At 65.9% G+C, this 14,422-nt stretch carries 14 protein-coding genes and 2 pseudogenes; 8 read left to right on the forward strand and 8 right to left on the reverse strand.

Going from position 1 to position 14,422, the window contains the following annotated elements:
• Nucleotides 1-456 precede the first annotated feature (456 nt).
• The 4 genes from CBI38_RS13880 to CBI38_RS39010 all read left to right on the forward strand — a co-directional run bounded on the left by CBI38_RS13880 (nt 457) and on the right by CBI38_RS39010 (nt 4,178).
• Nucleotides 457-1,932, forward strand: coding sequence for an MFS transporter (locus tag CBI38_RS13880; RefSeq protein WP_109329634.1), 1,476 nt, complete (start codon nt 457-459; stop codon nt 1,930-1,932).
• Entirely contained in the window at nt 1,929-2,573 is a 645-nt protein-coding gene (locus tag CBI38_RS13885) for a TetR/AcrR family transcriptional regulator (protein ID WP_109329636.1), read from the forward strand. The genes CBI38_RS13880 and CBI38_RS13885 overlap by 4 nt, the downstream gene beginning before the upstream one ends.
• 472 nt (nt 2,574-3,045) lie before the next feature.
• Nucleotides 3,046-3,618, forward strand: a complete 573-nt coding sequence (locus CBI38_RS13895; protein ID WP_109329638.1) for a hypothetical protein — start codon at nt 3,046-3,048, stop codon at nt 3,616-3,618.
• Nucleotides 3,615-4,178, forward strand: a complete 564-nt coding sequence (locus CBI38_RS39010) for a hypothetical protein (protein ID WP_109329640.1) — start codon at nt 3,615-3,617, stop codon at nt 4,176-4,178. Before CBI38_RS13895 ends, CBI38_RS39010 begins: the two co-directional genes overlap by 4 nt.
• 334 nt (nt 4,179-4,512) lie before the next feature.
• Here CBI38_RS39010 and CBI38_RS39015 read toward each other — a convergent pair whose 3' ends face one another.
• A complete protein-coding gene (locus CBI38_RS39015; protein ID WP_230990174.1) occupies nt 4,513-4,734 on the reverse strand; it encodes a helix-turn-helix domain-containing protein in 222 nt (73 codons plus the stop codon).
• 199 nt (nt 4,735-4,933) lie between these two features.
• On the opposite strand from CBI38_RS39015, the gene CBI38_RS13910 reads away from it, so the two are divergent.
• Nucleotides 4,934-6,337 carry a phenylacetate--CoA ligase family protein gene (locus tag CBI38_RS13910; RefSeq protein WP_109329642.1) on the forward strand — a complete coding sequence of 468 codons (1,404 nt, stop codon included), beginning with the start codon at nt 4,934-4,936 and terminating at the stop codon, nt 6,335-6,337.
• A gap of 42 nt (nt 6,338-6,379) precedes the next feature.
• On the opposite strand, the gene CBI38_RS40110 is transcribed toward CBI38_RS13910, so the two are convergent.
• From CBI38_RS40110 to CBI38_RS13925, 4 genes and pseudogenes are all read right to left on the reverse strand, one after another.
• The gene (locus tag CBI38_RS40110) at nt 6,380-6,514 is read right to left on the reverse strand and encodes a hypothetical protein (protein WP_257792477.1); all 135 of its coding nucleotides are present in this window, start codon (nt 6,512-6,514) and stop codon (nt 6,380-6,382) included.
• 106 nt (nt 6,515-6,620) lie between these two features.
• Nucleotides 6,621-6,782: pseudogene (locus CBI38_RS13915) on the reverse strand (acetyl-CoA C-acyltransferase); the annotation flags it as partial.
• Nucleotides 6,783-6,858: 76 nt separating this feature from the next.
• Nucleotides 6,859-7,014 carry a hypothetical protein gene (locus tag CBI38_RS13920; protein ID WP_230990175.1) on the reverse strand — a complete coding sequence of 52 codons (156 nt, stop codon included), beginning with the start codon at nt 7,012-7,014 and terminating at the stop codon, nt 6,859-6,861.
• Between the two features lie 205 nt (nt 7,015-7,219).
• Nucleotides 7,220-7,990 (reverse strand): META domain-containing protein, encoded by a 771-nt coding sequence (locus CBI38_RS13925; protein ID WP_109329644.1) that lies wholly within the window; start codon nt 7,988-7,990, stop codon nt 7,220-7,222.
• Nucleotides 7,991-8,238: 248 nt separating this feature from the next.
• Between CBI38_RS13925 and CBI38_RS13930 the strand changes: the two genes are divergently transcribed.
• The 3 genes from CBI38_RS13930 (at nt 8,239) to CBI38_RS39020 (ending at nt 10,968) form a co-directional block, all read left to right on the forward strand.
• On the forward strand, nt 8,239-9,162 hold the full coding sequence (locus CBI38_RS13930) for an ABC transporter ATP-binding protein (protein WP_109329645.1): 924 nt from the start codon (nt 8,239-8,241) through the stop codon (nt 9,160-9,162).
• The gene (locus tag CBI38_RS13935) at nt 9,159-9,959 is read left to right on the forward strand and encodes an ABC transporter permease subunit (RefSeq protein WP_230990176.1); all 801 of its coding nucleotides are present in this window, start codon (nt 9,159-9,161) and stop codon (nt 9,957-9,959) included. Before CBI38_RS13930 ends, CBI38_RS13935 begins: the two co-directional genes overlap by 4 nt.
• 358 nt (nt 9,960-10,317) lie before the next feature.
• Nucleotides 10,318-10,968 (forward strand): hypothetical protein, encoded by a 651-nt coding sequence (locus CBI38_RS39020; protein WP_230990177.1) that lies wholly within the window; start codon nt 10,318-10,320, stop codon nt 10,966-10,968.
• A gap of 207 nt (nt 10,969-11,175) precedes the next feature.
• Here the strand turns inward: CBI38_RS39020 and CBI38_RS39025 are convergent.
• From CBI38_RS39025 to CBI38_RS13955, 3 genes and pseudogenes are all read right to left on the reverse strand, one after another.
• A pseudogene (locus tag CBI38_RS39025) lies at nt 11,176-11,292 on the reverse strand (gas vesicle protein); the annotation flags it as partial.
• A 5-nt stretch (nt 11,293-11,297) separates the two neighbouring features.
• Nucleotides 11,298-11,795: a hypothetical protein gene (locus CBI38_RS13950; RefSeq protein WP_109335076.1), complete on the reverse strand. Its 498-nt coding sequence runs from the start codon at nt 11,793-11,795 to the stop codon at nt 11,298-11,300.
• A gap of 251 nt (nt 11,796-12,046) precedes the next feature.
• Nucleotides 12,047-14,110, reverse strand: a complete 2,064-nt coding sequence (locus tag CBI38_RS13955) for a transglycosylase domain-containing protein (protein WP_109329648.1) — start codon at nt 14,108-14,110, stop codon at nt 12,047-12,049.
• Nucleotides 14,111-14,422: the final 312 nt, after the last annotated feature.

A 14,422-nucleotide genomic window follows, 5' to 3' on the forward strand; every position in this document is an offset into this window, starting at 1 on the left:
AGCGCGGCCGACCTCGAGTTCAAGCTCACCGATATCAAGGAGATGCTCGATATCGCTCACATGGTGATAATTACGGCGAGATAGAGCGCGACCAAGTGCTGCCAACCAATCGGTCGAATATGGCGTCCGCAGCGCACGGAGCCGCTGGACCTACAGGTGTCTCGCTCTAGCTTCCGGACTCCGAGAAATACGCAAACCTTTGCCTGAAGTTCCTGCACGGGTTGCCCGTCCGGGTTGACCGTTATGGGGCTCGCCCGGGTCGTCGGGTCGTGAGTGGGCGAGCGGATAGTTGTGCCACCGCCCGGTGTGGGAGGCCGCCCTGGCTACAAGCGCCAGGCCACTGACCGCGAGTCCAAGGCGGCAGCTCACGTCCTGGGAAAACAGGCGAGAATCGATTAGGGCTGCTAAATTCTCCTGTATGCGGAGTGAGCGCTCCGCTTGCTGTAGGGAGAATCTATGGAAACCGCTTCACGGCGGGCGTCTTATCAGCTGACGTTTGCGGTGCTGACTGTTGGTGTCGGTGCCTTTGCCCTGCTGCAGTCGCTGGTGATGCCGGTGTTGCCGACCCTCGAGTCGGCGCTGGGCACGACACAGGCCGATATCACGTGGGTGTTGACTGCCTACCTGTTGTCGGCGTCGATCTTCACCCCGGTCATGGGACGCCTCGGTGACATGCACGGTAAGAAGCGGGTGTTCGTGGTTGCCCTCGCTGCGCTGGCGGTGGGGTCTGTGCTCGCGGCCCTGGCCACGTCGCTGCCGGTGATGATCGCCGCTCGGGTGATCCAGGGAATCGGAGGCGGGGTGTTGCCGTTGGCCTTCGGGATCATCCGTGACGAGTTCCCGGAGGAGAAGGTGGTGGGAGCGGTTGGCATGATCGCCGCACTCACCGCTGTCGGCGCCGGTCTCGGCATCGTCCTCGCCGGTCCCATCGTGACCGTGCTGGGTTACCACTGGCTGTTCTGGATTCCGCTGATCATGGTCGTGCTGGCGGGGTTGGCCGCGCAGATCCTGGTCCCCGAATCCCGTGTTCGCACCGCCGGGAAGATCAACTGGCTCACCGCACTGCTGCTGTCCGGGTGGCTGGTCGCGTTGCTGCTCGGTGTCAGTCAGGCGCCGAGCTGGGGCTGGTGTTCTCCGATCGTCATCGGGCTGCTGGTGGCCGCCGCGGTACTCGTGGCGCTCTGGGTGACGGTGGAATCGCGGTCGGCGAACCCGCTGATCGACATGAAGATGATGCGGATCCGCAGCGTGTGGGCCGCCAACTTGTTGGCCCTGCTGATGGGGGTCGGCATGTACGCCGCGTTCGGCTTCCTGCCGCAGTTTCTGCAGACACCGCCGTCGGCAGGTTACGGCTTCGGTGCGTCGGTTACCGAGTCGGGTCTGATGCTGCTGCCGGTGAGCGTGGGCATGTTCGCGCTCGGACTCGCCTCCGGTCGCCTGGCGGCGCGACTGGGTTCGAAAAACCTGCTGATCGCGGGGTCGATCGTCAGTGCGGTCGGATATTTCGTGGTGGCGCTTGTGCACGAGACCGAAGTGGAAATCTACCTCGCCATGTCGTTGGTCGGGATCGGTTTCGGTCTGGCGTTTTCGGCGATGTCGAATGTTGTCGTCGCCGCGGTGCCACCGGAACAGACCGGTGTCGCGAGCGGTATGAACGCGAACATCCGCACGATCGGCGGCGCACTGGGGGCGGCGTGCATGGCCACCGTTGTCACTGCCGGGGCGTCCTCGTCGGGGGTGCCGCAGGAATCCGGTTACACCCACGGATTCCTCATGCTGGGTGTCGCGGTGGGTCTCGGCGCCGTCGCGGCCCTGTTCATCCCGGCAATGCAGCGGGACACGACCACAAATCTCGAGCGGTCGCCCGAATTGCGACACCCGGAGCTCGCGATGATCGCCGGAGGCACGCTGGTGGGCGACGAATCCGAATGAGGTCCGATGTGAGCGTTCAGGGAAGCGGCAAGGCGCTGCGCCGCGACGCCGCGGAGAATCGGCAACGGCTCCTCGATGCGGCGGCGACCGTGTTCAGTGCACGCGGCTTGGATGTGGGTGTCGACGAGATCGCCCGGGTCGCCGGCGTCGGCGTCGGCACCCTCTACCGCCGGTTCCCCACCAAGGATGCGTTGATCAGTGAACTGGTTCGCCAGGTGCTCGAAGACTTCGTGGCCCTGGCCCGGGATGCCCGTTCCGCGCCGGAGGGCGAGGGTCTGGAGCAGTTGCTCTACGGCAGCGGTGCCATCCTGGCGTCGAACCGCGGATGCCTGTCGCGTATGTGGAACGACGACGAGACCACCCTTCTCAAGAATGAATATCGTCGAATCCTGGTCGAGTTGCTGGCGCAGGCCAAGCGGCACGGCCGCATCCGCGAGGATGCCACCGACGCGGACCTGGAGTTGATCCTGTGGTCCCTACGCGGTGTCGTCGCGACAACCCGAGGCGTCACCGACACGGGGTGGCGGAGAATCCTGGCCGTGATGATCGCGGGATTGCGGCCCGGCGCAGAGGAGCTCGGAGTGCCGCCGATGAACTCCGAGCACGTCGCGCACATCAAAGAACTGCTCGATACTCGATAGCGGCCGCTCCGCGGCCCCACGCCGTGCGGCCGCTCGTGGAAGTGCTGATCCGTGCCGGACGGGCGCGGAGACAGCTAACGGGCACCGGACGGGGACTACGGCATCGATGCGCTGGTCGCCGACCTGACAGCGGTCATCGGTGAGCTGGGGAGAAGTCGGTACGCGTCGGTGCCTCGATGGGCGGAATGACGTCGATCATCGTCCTCCATCGTGTGCCTTACGACGACCGACTTGCAACCACCGACGCCGGGGCCACCGCAAGGTCGGCCAGCGTTTTCGGCGGTGTCGACCGTCCCGTGCGCGGAGCGACTATTTCGCGCACCAGGACGGCCGGCAGCGCTGGACCCTTCGGAGCAACCGTATGTCCCAGGCCCGTCAGGGTGGTCGCCCGATTCGGCAGGATGTGCAGCACGCTTGCGTTTCCGAACAAGCCGCGCGGGTATCCCGTTCGAGGGACGAGGAGGTCTGAGGAATGCCTGTTTGGGGATGGATTTTGATCGCGGTTATCGTCGTGATTGCCGTGGTGGCCGTCATCGTTGCGCGCTTGGTCAGCAGCCGTCAGCGGACGGAACGGCTGAGGGGACGGTTTGGTCCCGAGTACGAGCGGACTGTGGGCGAGGTCGGCAACCTCGATGCCGCGGAGGACGAGCTCGCCGCGCGCGAACGAAAGCGGGAGAAGCTCGATATCGTCTCGTTGCCGCCCGAGGCGCGGGCGAAGTACGCCGACTCGTGGCGGACGGTGCAGATCGAGTTCGTCGACAATCCGTCCAGTGCGGTCGGGGCGGCAGACCGGCTCGTGATCCAGGTCATGCGCGAGCGTGGTTACCCGATCGACGACTTCGATCAGCGGGCGGCCGACATTTCGGTGGATCACCCGAAGGTCGTCGAGAACTACCGAAGGGCGCACAGCATTTATCTGGCGCAGGAGCAGGGCGACGTCGGTACAGAGGATCAGCGTGAGGCGTTCGTGCACTATCGAGCGCTATTCGAGCAGTTGCTCGAGACGGATGAGAACAAAGACAAGCCTAAGGAGACGCGCGCATGACCACCCCAGATCAGCAACCCGAGAGCGCCAGCACGACCGGACGGGTTGAATCACCGACGACGGCGCCCGGCACCTCGGGTGAAGGAACCTCGCCGCGGGCAGAAACAACCGAATCGTCGACCGAGACTCCCGGCCCAGCAGCCGCGAGCACCCATCGGTCCACGGACCCCTCCAGTTCTCCGGTTGAGGACCAGCGGTCCACGGACGCCTCTCGTTCTCCGGTTGAGGACCAGCGCTCGACTGATGAGCCCGGCCGCCAACCATCCGTTGAGGAGACTGAATCAGCGTCTGATCAGACACTTTTTGGTGAGGACGAGTTGTCGGTCCTCCGCTCGCGTTGGGACGAGGTTCAGGCGGGCTTCGTCGATGATCCCAGAGAGTGTGTTCAGAAGGCTGATGGTCTCGTGTCGGACGTCGTCGATCGGATTACCACCGGATTCTCGGAGTCCCGTTCGCGGCTCGAGGAGCAGTGGGCTCGGGGCGAAGAGGGTTCGACGGAGGATCTTCGTCTCGCGCTTAAGCGGTACCGCGAGTTTTTCCAGCGGCTGCTCGCACTCTGAGGAGCCTAGAGCCAGGAGCAACGGGCTGCGGCCTTACTCCCGGACCACTGCATCCTGCCCAGGGTTGGCGTTCTCGGTCACCGGGGCAGGAACGATTTGACACGTTCGAAGTTCGTCGAGCACCGGGGAGCTAGACCGGTGGTTGGTGCGGGGATATCGGGCGACCCCAACGGGGGTGCAATGTGACGGCGCCGCACTAGCGTTCGAGTATCTCCCTTGCCGGAATTGGGAGATGCGAAAACAAAAGTGGCACTGCGTAGATAGGGGGCGAATATATAGCGACGTCACCGCGAGGAGGTCACGTTGGTGCGCCGCCTCGGCGCGAGTGGTCGGCTCATATCCGCATGTCGGGCACTTCCGAGATGGGCGGACAGGTGGATCGGCGACCACGGCGTCTCTGCTGCGCGACCGGTGCGCTGTCCTTCCGCCGTTTGTTCGGATGCCCATAGACCGTGGTGCGCGGCACCTTCAGCGTGCCCGCGACCTGGACGACGGTGTGCTCGCCTGCGTCGTAGAGGTGTTGAGTGAGTTCGATCTGATCCGCGCTGAGCTTCAATGGCCCGCCACCCTTGCGCCGCGGGCGCGGACCGCGGCCAACTCGTCTCGGGTATTGGCCACCGATCGCCGCGTGGAACGTTCCGGTTTTTCACACGCACGTCCGATTTCGACGACGAATTGTTACGCGCCGAGTTCCGCCCGCGTGCGATGGTCGATGTGACCGGCGCTGGGCACGGCACCGGGCGGAAGGAACGCCGATGGTGGGATCGGTCTCCGAGGATGAATCGGTGGACGCTGCGCGCACGGCGTACGAGCGCATGCGTGCCGCCCATCTCCACGGGGTGCAGGCGGCGCTAGAGGACCACGTCGAGCGCCTGGATTGGACGCGGGAGCAGATCGATCGGTACCGCGACCAGCGGCTGCGGGCCTTCCTGGGTTACGCCGTCGAACGGTCGCCTTTTCACGCGCGCCGATTGCGTGGTCTCGATCCTTCGTCGGCAACGGTCGCCGACCTGGCGCGGTTGCCGATGATGACGAAGCGCGACGCGCAGGACGAATGGGACGCCATCGTCACGGTCGCCGACCTCGACCGCACGCGAGCCGAGAGAACACTGGCTGGGCAGCAATGGTTTTCGTACACTCGAGGCGACCAGCAGATCTTCAGCTCCGGCGGGTCGAGCGGCGTGCGCGGCGTGTACGTATGGGATTGGGGCTTCTTCGTCTCCGCCGCCTCCCTGGCCTGGCGGATGCAGGCGCGGGAGGAGCGGCGCGGGTCGTCGCCGGCGTCGGGTGCGCGTCTGGCCGTACTGGCTGCGGGCGGCCCACCGCATGCCAGCACACCGCTGTTCGATGTGCCGACCGCACCGGAGATGAGCACGGTCGTGATCCCGGCGGGCGCACCGTTCGACGAGGTCGTCGCCGCCGTGGCGGCCGCGCGGCCCACGCACCTCGTCGGCTACGCGACGGTGATCGGTCGCCTTGCCCGCGCGGCGGCGGTGGGCGATCTGCAGATCAGCCCGGTGCGGGTGAGCACCAATTCCGAACCGCTGCTCGAGGAGGATCGCGAGGCGATTCGGCAGGCGTGGAACATTCCCGTGCACAACCTGTGGGGATCGACCGAGATCGGGGTGCAGGCGGTGGGGTGCGGGCACGGTGAGGGACTGCACCTGTGCGAGGACGAGGTCGTTCTCGAACGTGTCGACGACGACGGGACGCCGGTCGCTGCCGACATGCCCGCCGCCCGCACGCTGGCCACCGGTCTCGCCAACCGCACGTTCCCGTTCATCCGCTACGACCTCGGCGATCAGGTCACGTGGCTACCCGGAAAATGCCCGTGCGGCAGCGCATTCGCGCGGCTCGCCGACATCGGCGGGCGGCGCGACGACGATTTCCGCTACCCGACGTGCACGATCCCCGCGAGTGTCTTCCGGCACGTCTTCGGCACGGATCCTCGCGTCTCCGAATACCAGGTCAGGCAGACCGCCGCCGGTGCGGAGATCCTCGTCGTCGGTACCCCCGACGTGGACCGGCTGACCGTGTCGGTGATCGCCGCGCTGCGCCGGCACGAGCTGAGCAAACCGGAGATCCAGATCCGTGTCGTCGAGCGTCTTCAGCGTCATCAGAGCACCGGGAAGCTGCCGCGATTCATCCCGTTGCGTTGAGCCGCTCGAGTGCGGCGGCGCGCGTAGCCGCCTCGACGGTCATCACGATGAACTCGGCTCGACGGTCATCACGATGAACTCGGCTCGCCGGGCGTCCCGATCCCGACCCGACGGCGTCGCGAACAGTTGGTCTGCGGTCTGGGCGTCGCCGCCTTCTCCGCTCGTTACGCTGAGCATGACACTGATGGCCTTGTTGGGCCCGCCGCGTGTATCTCGTGGTGCCGCGGGTACTGGCGCCGTCCGTCCGGTGGATGACCTGGCGCTCGCGACCGAACGGAGCGCCCTACGCTCGAGGAACTCGCAGGATGAGGGCGTCGCCCTGCCCGCCGCCTCCGCGGAGCGCGACGGCCCCGGCGCCGCCGCCGCGGCGCTGCAGTTCGAGGGCGAGGTGCAGTGTGATCCGGGCGCCAGACATGCCGATGGGGTGGCCGAGGGCGATGGCATCGGCCGGAAGAGAACTCCTGCTAGCCGGCGACGGGTACGCGTATGCCGAGAGTGGTTGGCACGACGGACTTCGGGGATCAGGCGAGCGATCTGGGTGTCGTTGAGTGCGTCGGCTGGCCCGGTAGCGCCGAGGACGGCGACGCGGGTGCCGTCTGTTCGCTGACCGACACGGTGAAGCCGTCGCTGCGGATCTTGTCGAGGTGTGCGAGCAGTTCCGCTGGTGACGTTGTCAAGGGCATCGAGATTGGAGGGATTGATCGCGAAGGTGACCACCGCACGCGGGGACAGCGCAGGCTCCCGCGCTAGTCGGCGTGCTGACGTGCAGGTTCGCATCTAGCGTGGTACCCGGGCGGGGTCGTCGGCGATGATCCGCTGGAGGTGGTCCTCGTTGACGTACGCGGTCATCTCCGGGGTGGCCCGGGCGCCTGGGAACAACACCTAGCTCGCCCGCATTTGCAGCCCGTTTCCGTCGGCGTCGACCAGTCGCAGCGAGTCCGAATGGACGCTGTAACTGGTCTCGCCCGTCAACGCCGCGAGTACGGCACGTTCGACCTCCGATACGTCCGGGGGGCACGCCATTCGGGTGGTCGCCCAGGGCCCGAACACGATCGAACTCCGCCGTACGTCTGCGGTCCCGGTCATGCGGTTGCAGCCGGTGAAACCGGACGCGGAACCGTCGCCGGCGATCAGCAACTGCGGTGCCGTTTGCTCCAACGCCGCTGTCGTCGTGACCGCGTCCGGGCTGATCAGTGTGGTGACCGTCCATGTGGTCCCGACGAGAGGCCGATCCGGCCGGACGATCTTCTCGTCTGTCAAAGTTACCGACACCGTGGGCGTGGTGAGCCTGAGGGTGTCGCCGCCGAGGGTCCAGCTCGGCTGCGCGTCCAGTAGTGCCGCCACCCAAGCGTCTGCGCCGGCGGCCTCTCCCGGACACGCCATGAGGGTCATCGCGAGCGGACCTGCCACCATCTTCCCGCCGGACAGGTCGATGTCGGCGCTGCCTTGATTGCATCCGGCATCGACGGAGAGGCGTCCGGGGTCTTTGAAGCCCATCACGAGCGGCCCACCGCCGGGAATGGGATCGCCCTCGACGGAGGTGGAGACGAAGGTGCGACCCGCCGGGTCCGGGGCCGAAGTTGGCGCATCCCCGCCGCAGGAAGTGAGCGCCGCGAACGTCAGGAGGCCGAGAACGATGGCGGTGGCGCGCATTCCTCGAGGTTAGACACATCGTCCGCTTTTGGTATCAGCATGGGGCGAGGGGCCTGCACGGAATCCACACGGCTGCCTTTGCACTCCTGCCGGACGGCCGATGCGCCTGACTGATGGGCTGAGATATCCGTTGGTGTACGAGTACGAAAGCGAGTAGGTAAGGTTCTTCTCGTGATCGGATTTCCCATCACGTCCGGTGCCGGAAATCGTCGCGCCGCTCATCGGTGTGTGGTGATGGTGACACCACCATGAAGGCCACGACACCGTCGGTCCGGCAGCAGGGGGCGGTCGACTGCGTCATCGAAATGCGCGGATTGTCGAAATGCTTCAGTGATCTCGTCGCCGTCGACGCGCTCGACCTCGATGTCCATCGGGGGGAGGTCTTCGGCTATCTCGGCCCCAATGGGTCGGGGAAGAGCACGACGATCCGCATGCTGTTCGACTTCATCCGTCCGTCCGCCGGAACCTATACCGTGCTCGGCGGCAGCGGCGCCGACCCGGCGATCCGCCGTCGGCTCGGCTACATCCCCGGCGAGCTCCGATTCGATCCCAAATACACGACGGCAGACCTGATCGCATTTTACGGCCGGCTACGCGGTGGCATCGACATGACCTATGCCCACGAGCTCCTCGAACGTTTCGACCTCAATCCAATGCGGCCGATCGGACAGCTCTCCACGGGCAACCGCCGGAAGACCGCAATCGTGCAGGCCTTCATGCATCGGCCGGAACTGTTGATCCTTGACGAACCCACGGCCGGTCTCGACCCACTGCTGCAACACGAATTCCACCAACTGATCGGTGACGTGAAACGCGACGGCACCACCGTTTTCCTGTCCTCACACGTCCTGCCCGAGGTGGAAGCGCTCGCTGACCGCGTCGCGATCTTGAAGAAGGGCACGCTCGTCACGGTCGCCGCAATCGACGATCTCCAGCGCCAAGCCCGCCAGCACATCGACCTCTACCTTGCCTGCGAGGCTAATGCCGAGCCGTTCGAGAAACTCCCGGGTGTCCTGAGCGCCGCCTCGTCCGGAGCGGTGATCGCGCTCGTCATCGAAGGCAATGTTGCCGACGTCCTGAAGCACGCCGCGACGCTGCCGGTGCGGCGGATCGTCACGCACGAAACCGACCTCGAGGACGTGTTTCTCAACCTGTATCGGGATCAGCCTTGAGGATCTTCGGGCGATTCCTCGAGGACCGGCGCCGTTCAACGGTGTGGTGGTCGGGCGGCGTGGCCGCTTACGTGGCGGTCAACAACGCGTTCTACCCGACGATCAAGAACACGGCCGGCATCGAGAACCTCGTCAAAAACCTTCCGGACACCTTCAAGACACTGATCGGCTCGAGCGACCAGATCCTCATCACTTCCCCGGCGGGGTACCTGCAGGGTCGTGTGTTCGGTCTCATCCTGCCCGTCCTGCTGTTGGTCTTCGCCGTGGGAGCCGGCGCATACGCGATCGGTGGGAGCGAGGAGGACGGCACCCTCGAACTACTCCTGTCCAACCCGGTGACCCGCGGACGTGTCCTGATCGAACGATTTTTCGCCGTCGTCGCGCTCTCGACCAGTCTCGGGATCGTCACCGCTGCAAGCATTCTCGCGTTCTCCCCGCCGTTCGGTCTGCTCGAGGGCGTATCGATTCCCGGACTCGTAGCGGCGGTGTTCGCGGCGACTGCTTTCGGCCTCATGCATGGTGCGATCGCGTTTGCTGCCGGCGCCTGGACGGGCCACCGGTCGGTGGCGATCGCCACGGCCACGACCGTGGCCGTCGTGGGCAATCTTCTCAACGCCGTCGCGGCGGCGAGCGAGAGCTTGCACATCTTGCGCTTCGCTTCGCCCTGGCATTGGTACGGGGGCCGCAACATGCTTGCGCAGGGGATCGCGCTCGAGCCCTTCCTCGTTCCGATTGCCGTTTCCGTAGTCTGCGCGGCAGTGGGCTGGTGGAGTTTTCGACGTCGAGATCTGCACTGAGCACGGGGCGATGCGGAGCGGAACATTACGGTCGAGGAACCAGGCGACGAAAGAGTCGGGTGCCGCCCACCGCCAGGCGTTTCGCCCTTTCCGATCCGGTTTCGAGGATCACCTCGAAGGGTAATTGCGGTGTATGGGTGCACCAGATAGGGTCGACGGCCGGACCGCACCGGCCAGGCCTGACCGCGCAGGCACTCGCTCTCGCGGCACTCCCACCGGCAGCGGCAGCCAGGCGTCGGCGGTTCAGCCTGGCGCAGTGGCCCGTCCATCCAGGCCAGCGCCTTCCGAAGCAGCATCGGGGCGGCTGCCACGAAGGCGCCCGCTTCCCCCCAGGCAACCGGCTGCCAAGACCGCGACCGTGTCCCGTGGCAGCGTTCCACGGAAGAAGGTCTCGACGTCACGCCCGACACGAACCGATACCACCGCACCGTCCGCAGGCGCGCCCCGTCGGTCACATCCGGACAGCACCGCCTCCACCGAACGTGCGCGGAAACAGACCGGCATCGCGAAGCCGACGGCTCGGAAGCACCCCCGAAACACCGGGGCCCACGCACAAGCGCATTCCCGGTCCACCACGCCGGTCCGTATTCGACCGCTCGACACGGCTTCACGAGGGACGGAACACGGCCCGCTCTCCGACGCGATTATCGAGTGGCTGAAGAACACGGTTCACGGGCTTCTGGACACGGCGCGGGATCGCGGCGACACTCTGACGCAGAAGATTCAGCAGAGACTCCGGAAATATAGGGACACTCTCGTCGACCCCGCCGCACATGGCAACGCGGGGGTCATAGCGGGACTCGAAGCACTTCGCGCCGTCCTGACGGGTAAAAGTCCGGTGTGGGCGGCGACCAAGGCGCTGGTGTCTCGACTGAGTAGCAAGACCAAGATCATCATCGTTCTTCTTCTCATTCTCGGACTCCTGCTCGGGCCGGTGCTACTCGTAGTCCTCCTCCTGGCTCTTGTTGTCGCGGCGGTGGTTGCGGCAGTGCGGGCCGCTGCCAGATGACGTCGCCGAGCGGGATGCCGAGACCAAGGGGGTGCTCGAGTCCGCGGGTGAAAGGATTCGACGTATCCGAAATGCTTGAGCGTGAACCCATTTTGCGCACGTCAACTCGGTTCGGCACGCAGGTCCACCCGATGTGGACGCCGGACAGGATGCGGTCGGCGGGGGAGACGGACTCAACATCGCCGCCGGCACTGTCGTCAACGGAGTTCAGTAAGGCTTGCGGCGGGAGGCGGGTTCGCGTTCGGTTCCCGATCCGCCGAGCAGCTCACCGAGCGACTCTCCTACGGCGTCGAGCGCGCCCTTGGTCTTCGCCTTCGCACTGCCGAGGTCTACTCAGCACCCCGTCTGTGGGGCCGCCGTCGCGCCGGTCGCTCCTCGGCCTGCTCGACCGGCTCGACTCCCTTCGGCCGCTTCCTGCGCCCAAGCGAACCCAGCGCGCCGCCGGTGACATCTCCCACCGTGCTCACGGTGTCGCCGGTGACATCTCCGGCCATGTCCGCGGTGTCCTCGACCAGCTCTTCGGCTGTCCCGAGTACCGCATCGTCTCCGGAGAGGAGCCGATTGTTCAGGGCGTCGATTCGGGCGGTGGTAGCGGTCATGGCCGCCAATTTCACGGCGTCGAGAAGTTGGCCACGCACCGATTCGCTGAGCTCGGCGAATTCGGGCGAGGACCGGAGTAACTTGGCGGCCCGGTCAACCATCTCCGGGGGTTCCCCGGCGAGGCGGCCGGCCCCCGCAGCTGCGAGCAGGATTCCCAGTTTCTTCCGGTGACCCCGGCCCAACCAATAGCCCACCAACACCGCTGCCGCGACCTGCACACGGGTCATCATCGTCGACTCCCTCCACCCGGATCGCCCATCTTGGGTAGGGGCCGGGCGACTCGGAGGTAGCCGCCCGGCGTACCCGAAATCAGGCCCTGCCCGGCGCGAACCGCCCAAACCTGACTACCCGCAACGGACAAGCTTCAAGCGGTCAAAGGGGTGATTGAGTTCCCGTGGCTTGTCCACGCGCGCACCGTAACAACCCCGACACGCCCACCCGAGATACCGCCTTCCTGGTGGGCGTGTTCTCGCGGGGGTCAGCGGGCGAAGCGCTGATCGATCGGAGGCAGAACGGTGGGCCCGAAATTGTTCACGATCGGCATCATCGCCTTGAACCAGGTGCGGGCCGGTTCGGTGCCACCGAACAGGTTGCCGTCACCGCACGAGCGCAACGGGCTGGTGCAGATTTGGCCGGGGGTGGGTGAGTCCCCGAACACGTAGACGCTGCCAGCCAGGTTGTTGGTGTACCCGAGGAACGCCGACGACATGTGCGACTCGGTGGTTCCAGTCTTGCCGGACATCGGGAGCTTCCAGCCGGCGCCGGCAGCTGCCGCCGACGCGGTGCCCCCGGGCAGGTCGTCCTTGCTGAGCGCGTTGGACAGGGTGTCGGCCAGGCCGGGGTCGATGACCTGCTCGCACGCCTGTTGGGTGAGCGGGACCGGCCGCCCCTGCCGGTCGACGATGGAATCGATCGGGGTCGGTGGGCACCACTTGCCGTGCGAGGCCAATGTCGCGGCAACATTCGACAGCTCGAGCGGATTGATCCACATCGGGCCCAGGGTGAAGGATCCCAGGTTTTGATCCTTGACCATGTCGGCCAGGCTCTTGTCCCCGAACCCGGAGGTGCCCGGTTCGGTGTAGGAGCGCATGCCCAGCCGTACCGCCATGTCCACTGTCGCATCCACCCCGGTGGTTTGGATCAGCTTCACGAAGGCAGTGTTCGGGGACTGGGCGAGGGCGTCGGTGACCGACAGTGCCCGCGGATACGGGGCGGCGTTCTGCACGCAGTAGGTCGCTGCCGGGCATCCGGGGGCACCGCCGTCGCCCATCCCACGAGCATCGAATCGGCCGGGCACATCCAGGATCGTGTTCAGCCGCATACCTTTCTCCATCGCGGCGGCGGTGGTGAAGACCTTGAACACCGATCCGGCACCGTGCCCGGACAGTGAGTAGGGCAACTCCTGCACAGTCTCGGCCGCGGCCGCGTCCAGACCGTAGTTGCGGCTGCCCGCCATCGCGAGGACCCGGTGCTGGTCCTGCCCGGGCTGCACGACGTTCATCACGCTCGCAACATCCGGAAGTCTCGCATCGGCGTAGGACGACACCGCCGATTTCACCGATCCCTGCACGGCAGGATCCAAGGTAGTACGGATCAGATAGCCGCCCTTGTCGAGTTGCTCCCGGGTCAGGCCGGCGTTCTGCAGGTACTGCAACGCGTAGTCGCAGAAGAATCCGCGGTCGCCGGCGGCGATGCACCCGCGGGGCAGATTGTTCGGCTTCGGCAGCACCATGAGCGGGATGTCCTTCAGGGCGCGGATCTCGTCAGCCCGATCCGGCACGTTCACGATGAGGGTGTCCAGCACGACATTGCGGCGTTCGATGACCCCGTCCGGGTTGGTGTAGGGGTTGAGCGCCGAACTGGACTGCACCATGCCTGCGAGCATCGCCGACTGCGCCAGGTTCAGGTCCTTGGCGTCGATGCCGAAGTAGGTGCGGGCGGCGTCCTGCACCCCGAAGGAGCCGTTGCCGAACGGCACCAGGTTCAGATATCGGGTGAGGATTTCCTCCTTGGAGAGTTCCTGATCGAGAGTCAGGGCCATCCGAATCTCCCGGATTTTGCGGACCGGAGTGGTCTCGATCGCCGCGCGGCGTTCGGCGTCGGTCTGGGCGACGACGTGCAGCAGGTAGTTCTTCACGTATTGCTGATTGATGGTCGAGGCACCCTGCTCGATCTGGCCGCTCGAGGCGTTGGTGAAGAACGCACGCATCGTGCCCTGCCAATCCACGCCCTGATGCTGGCCGAACCGTTTGTCCTCGATGGAGAGGATCGCCAGTTTCATGTCGTTGGAAATCTGGTCGCTGGGCACTTCGAAGCGGCGTTGGTCGTAGAGCCAGGCGATGGGGTTGCCGGCGATGTCGGTCATCGTCGTCACCGCGGGCACCACCCCGTCGGCCAATTCCGCCGAGCTGTTTCCGACGCTGTCGGCTGCCCGGTTGGACAGGTAGCCGACGCTGGCTGCGGCCGGAAACAGGATTCCGGACAGCAGCACCCCTGCGGCGGCGGTGGCGCCGGCGAGTTTGGCAATAGTCTTCGAATGCAATACGGCACCTCATTCGGACGGTGCACCGGAACGCGAATCAACCGGTGCAAGAACGATTATCGGGCCAAGGGCAGGGTACGGGCGGGAATGACACACCCTGCGGCGCCCTGACCGTGATCGTCACAAGAGTGGCGAGGCGTCAGTTCTCGCGGGGAGGGCAGCCGGCGACCTGTCACACCCGTAGCACGCAGGTGGTTCTGAGCACGGGCATCGGAGATACCGCCGCGGTCGAGGCTTTGAACGCGCCGGGCGCGAGGGTTTCGGTGACGACGAGCAGCGCCGAACGCCGCCGCGAGAATTGCCGAACACCAC

The sequence above is a fragment of the Rhodococcus oxybenzonivorans genome (genome assembly GCF_003130705.1).
GTDB lineage: Bacteria > Actinomycetota > Actinomycetes > Mycobacteriales > Mycobacteriaceae > Rhodococcus_F > Rhodococcus_F oxybenzonivorans.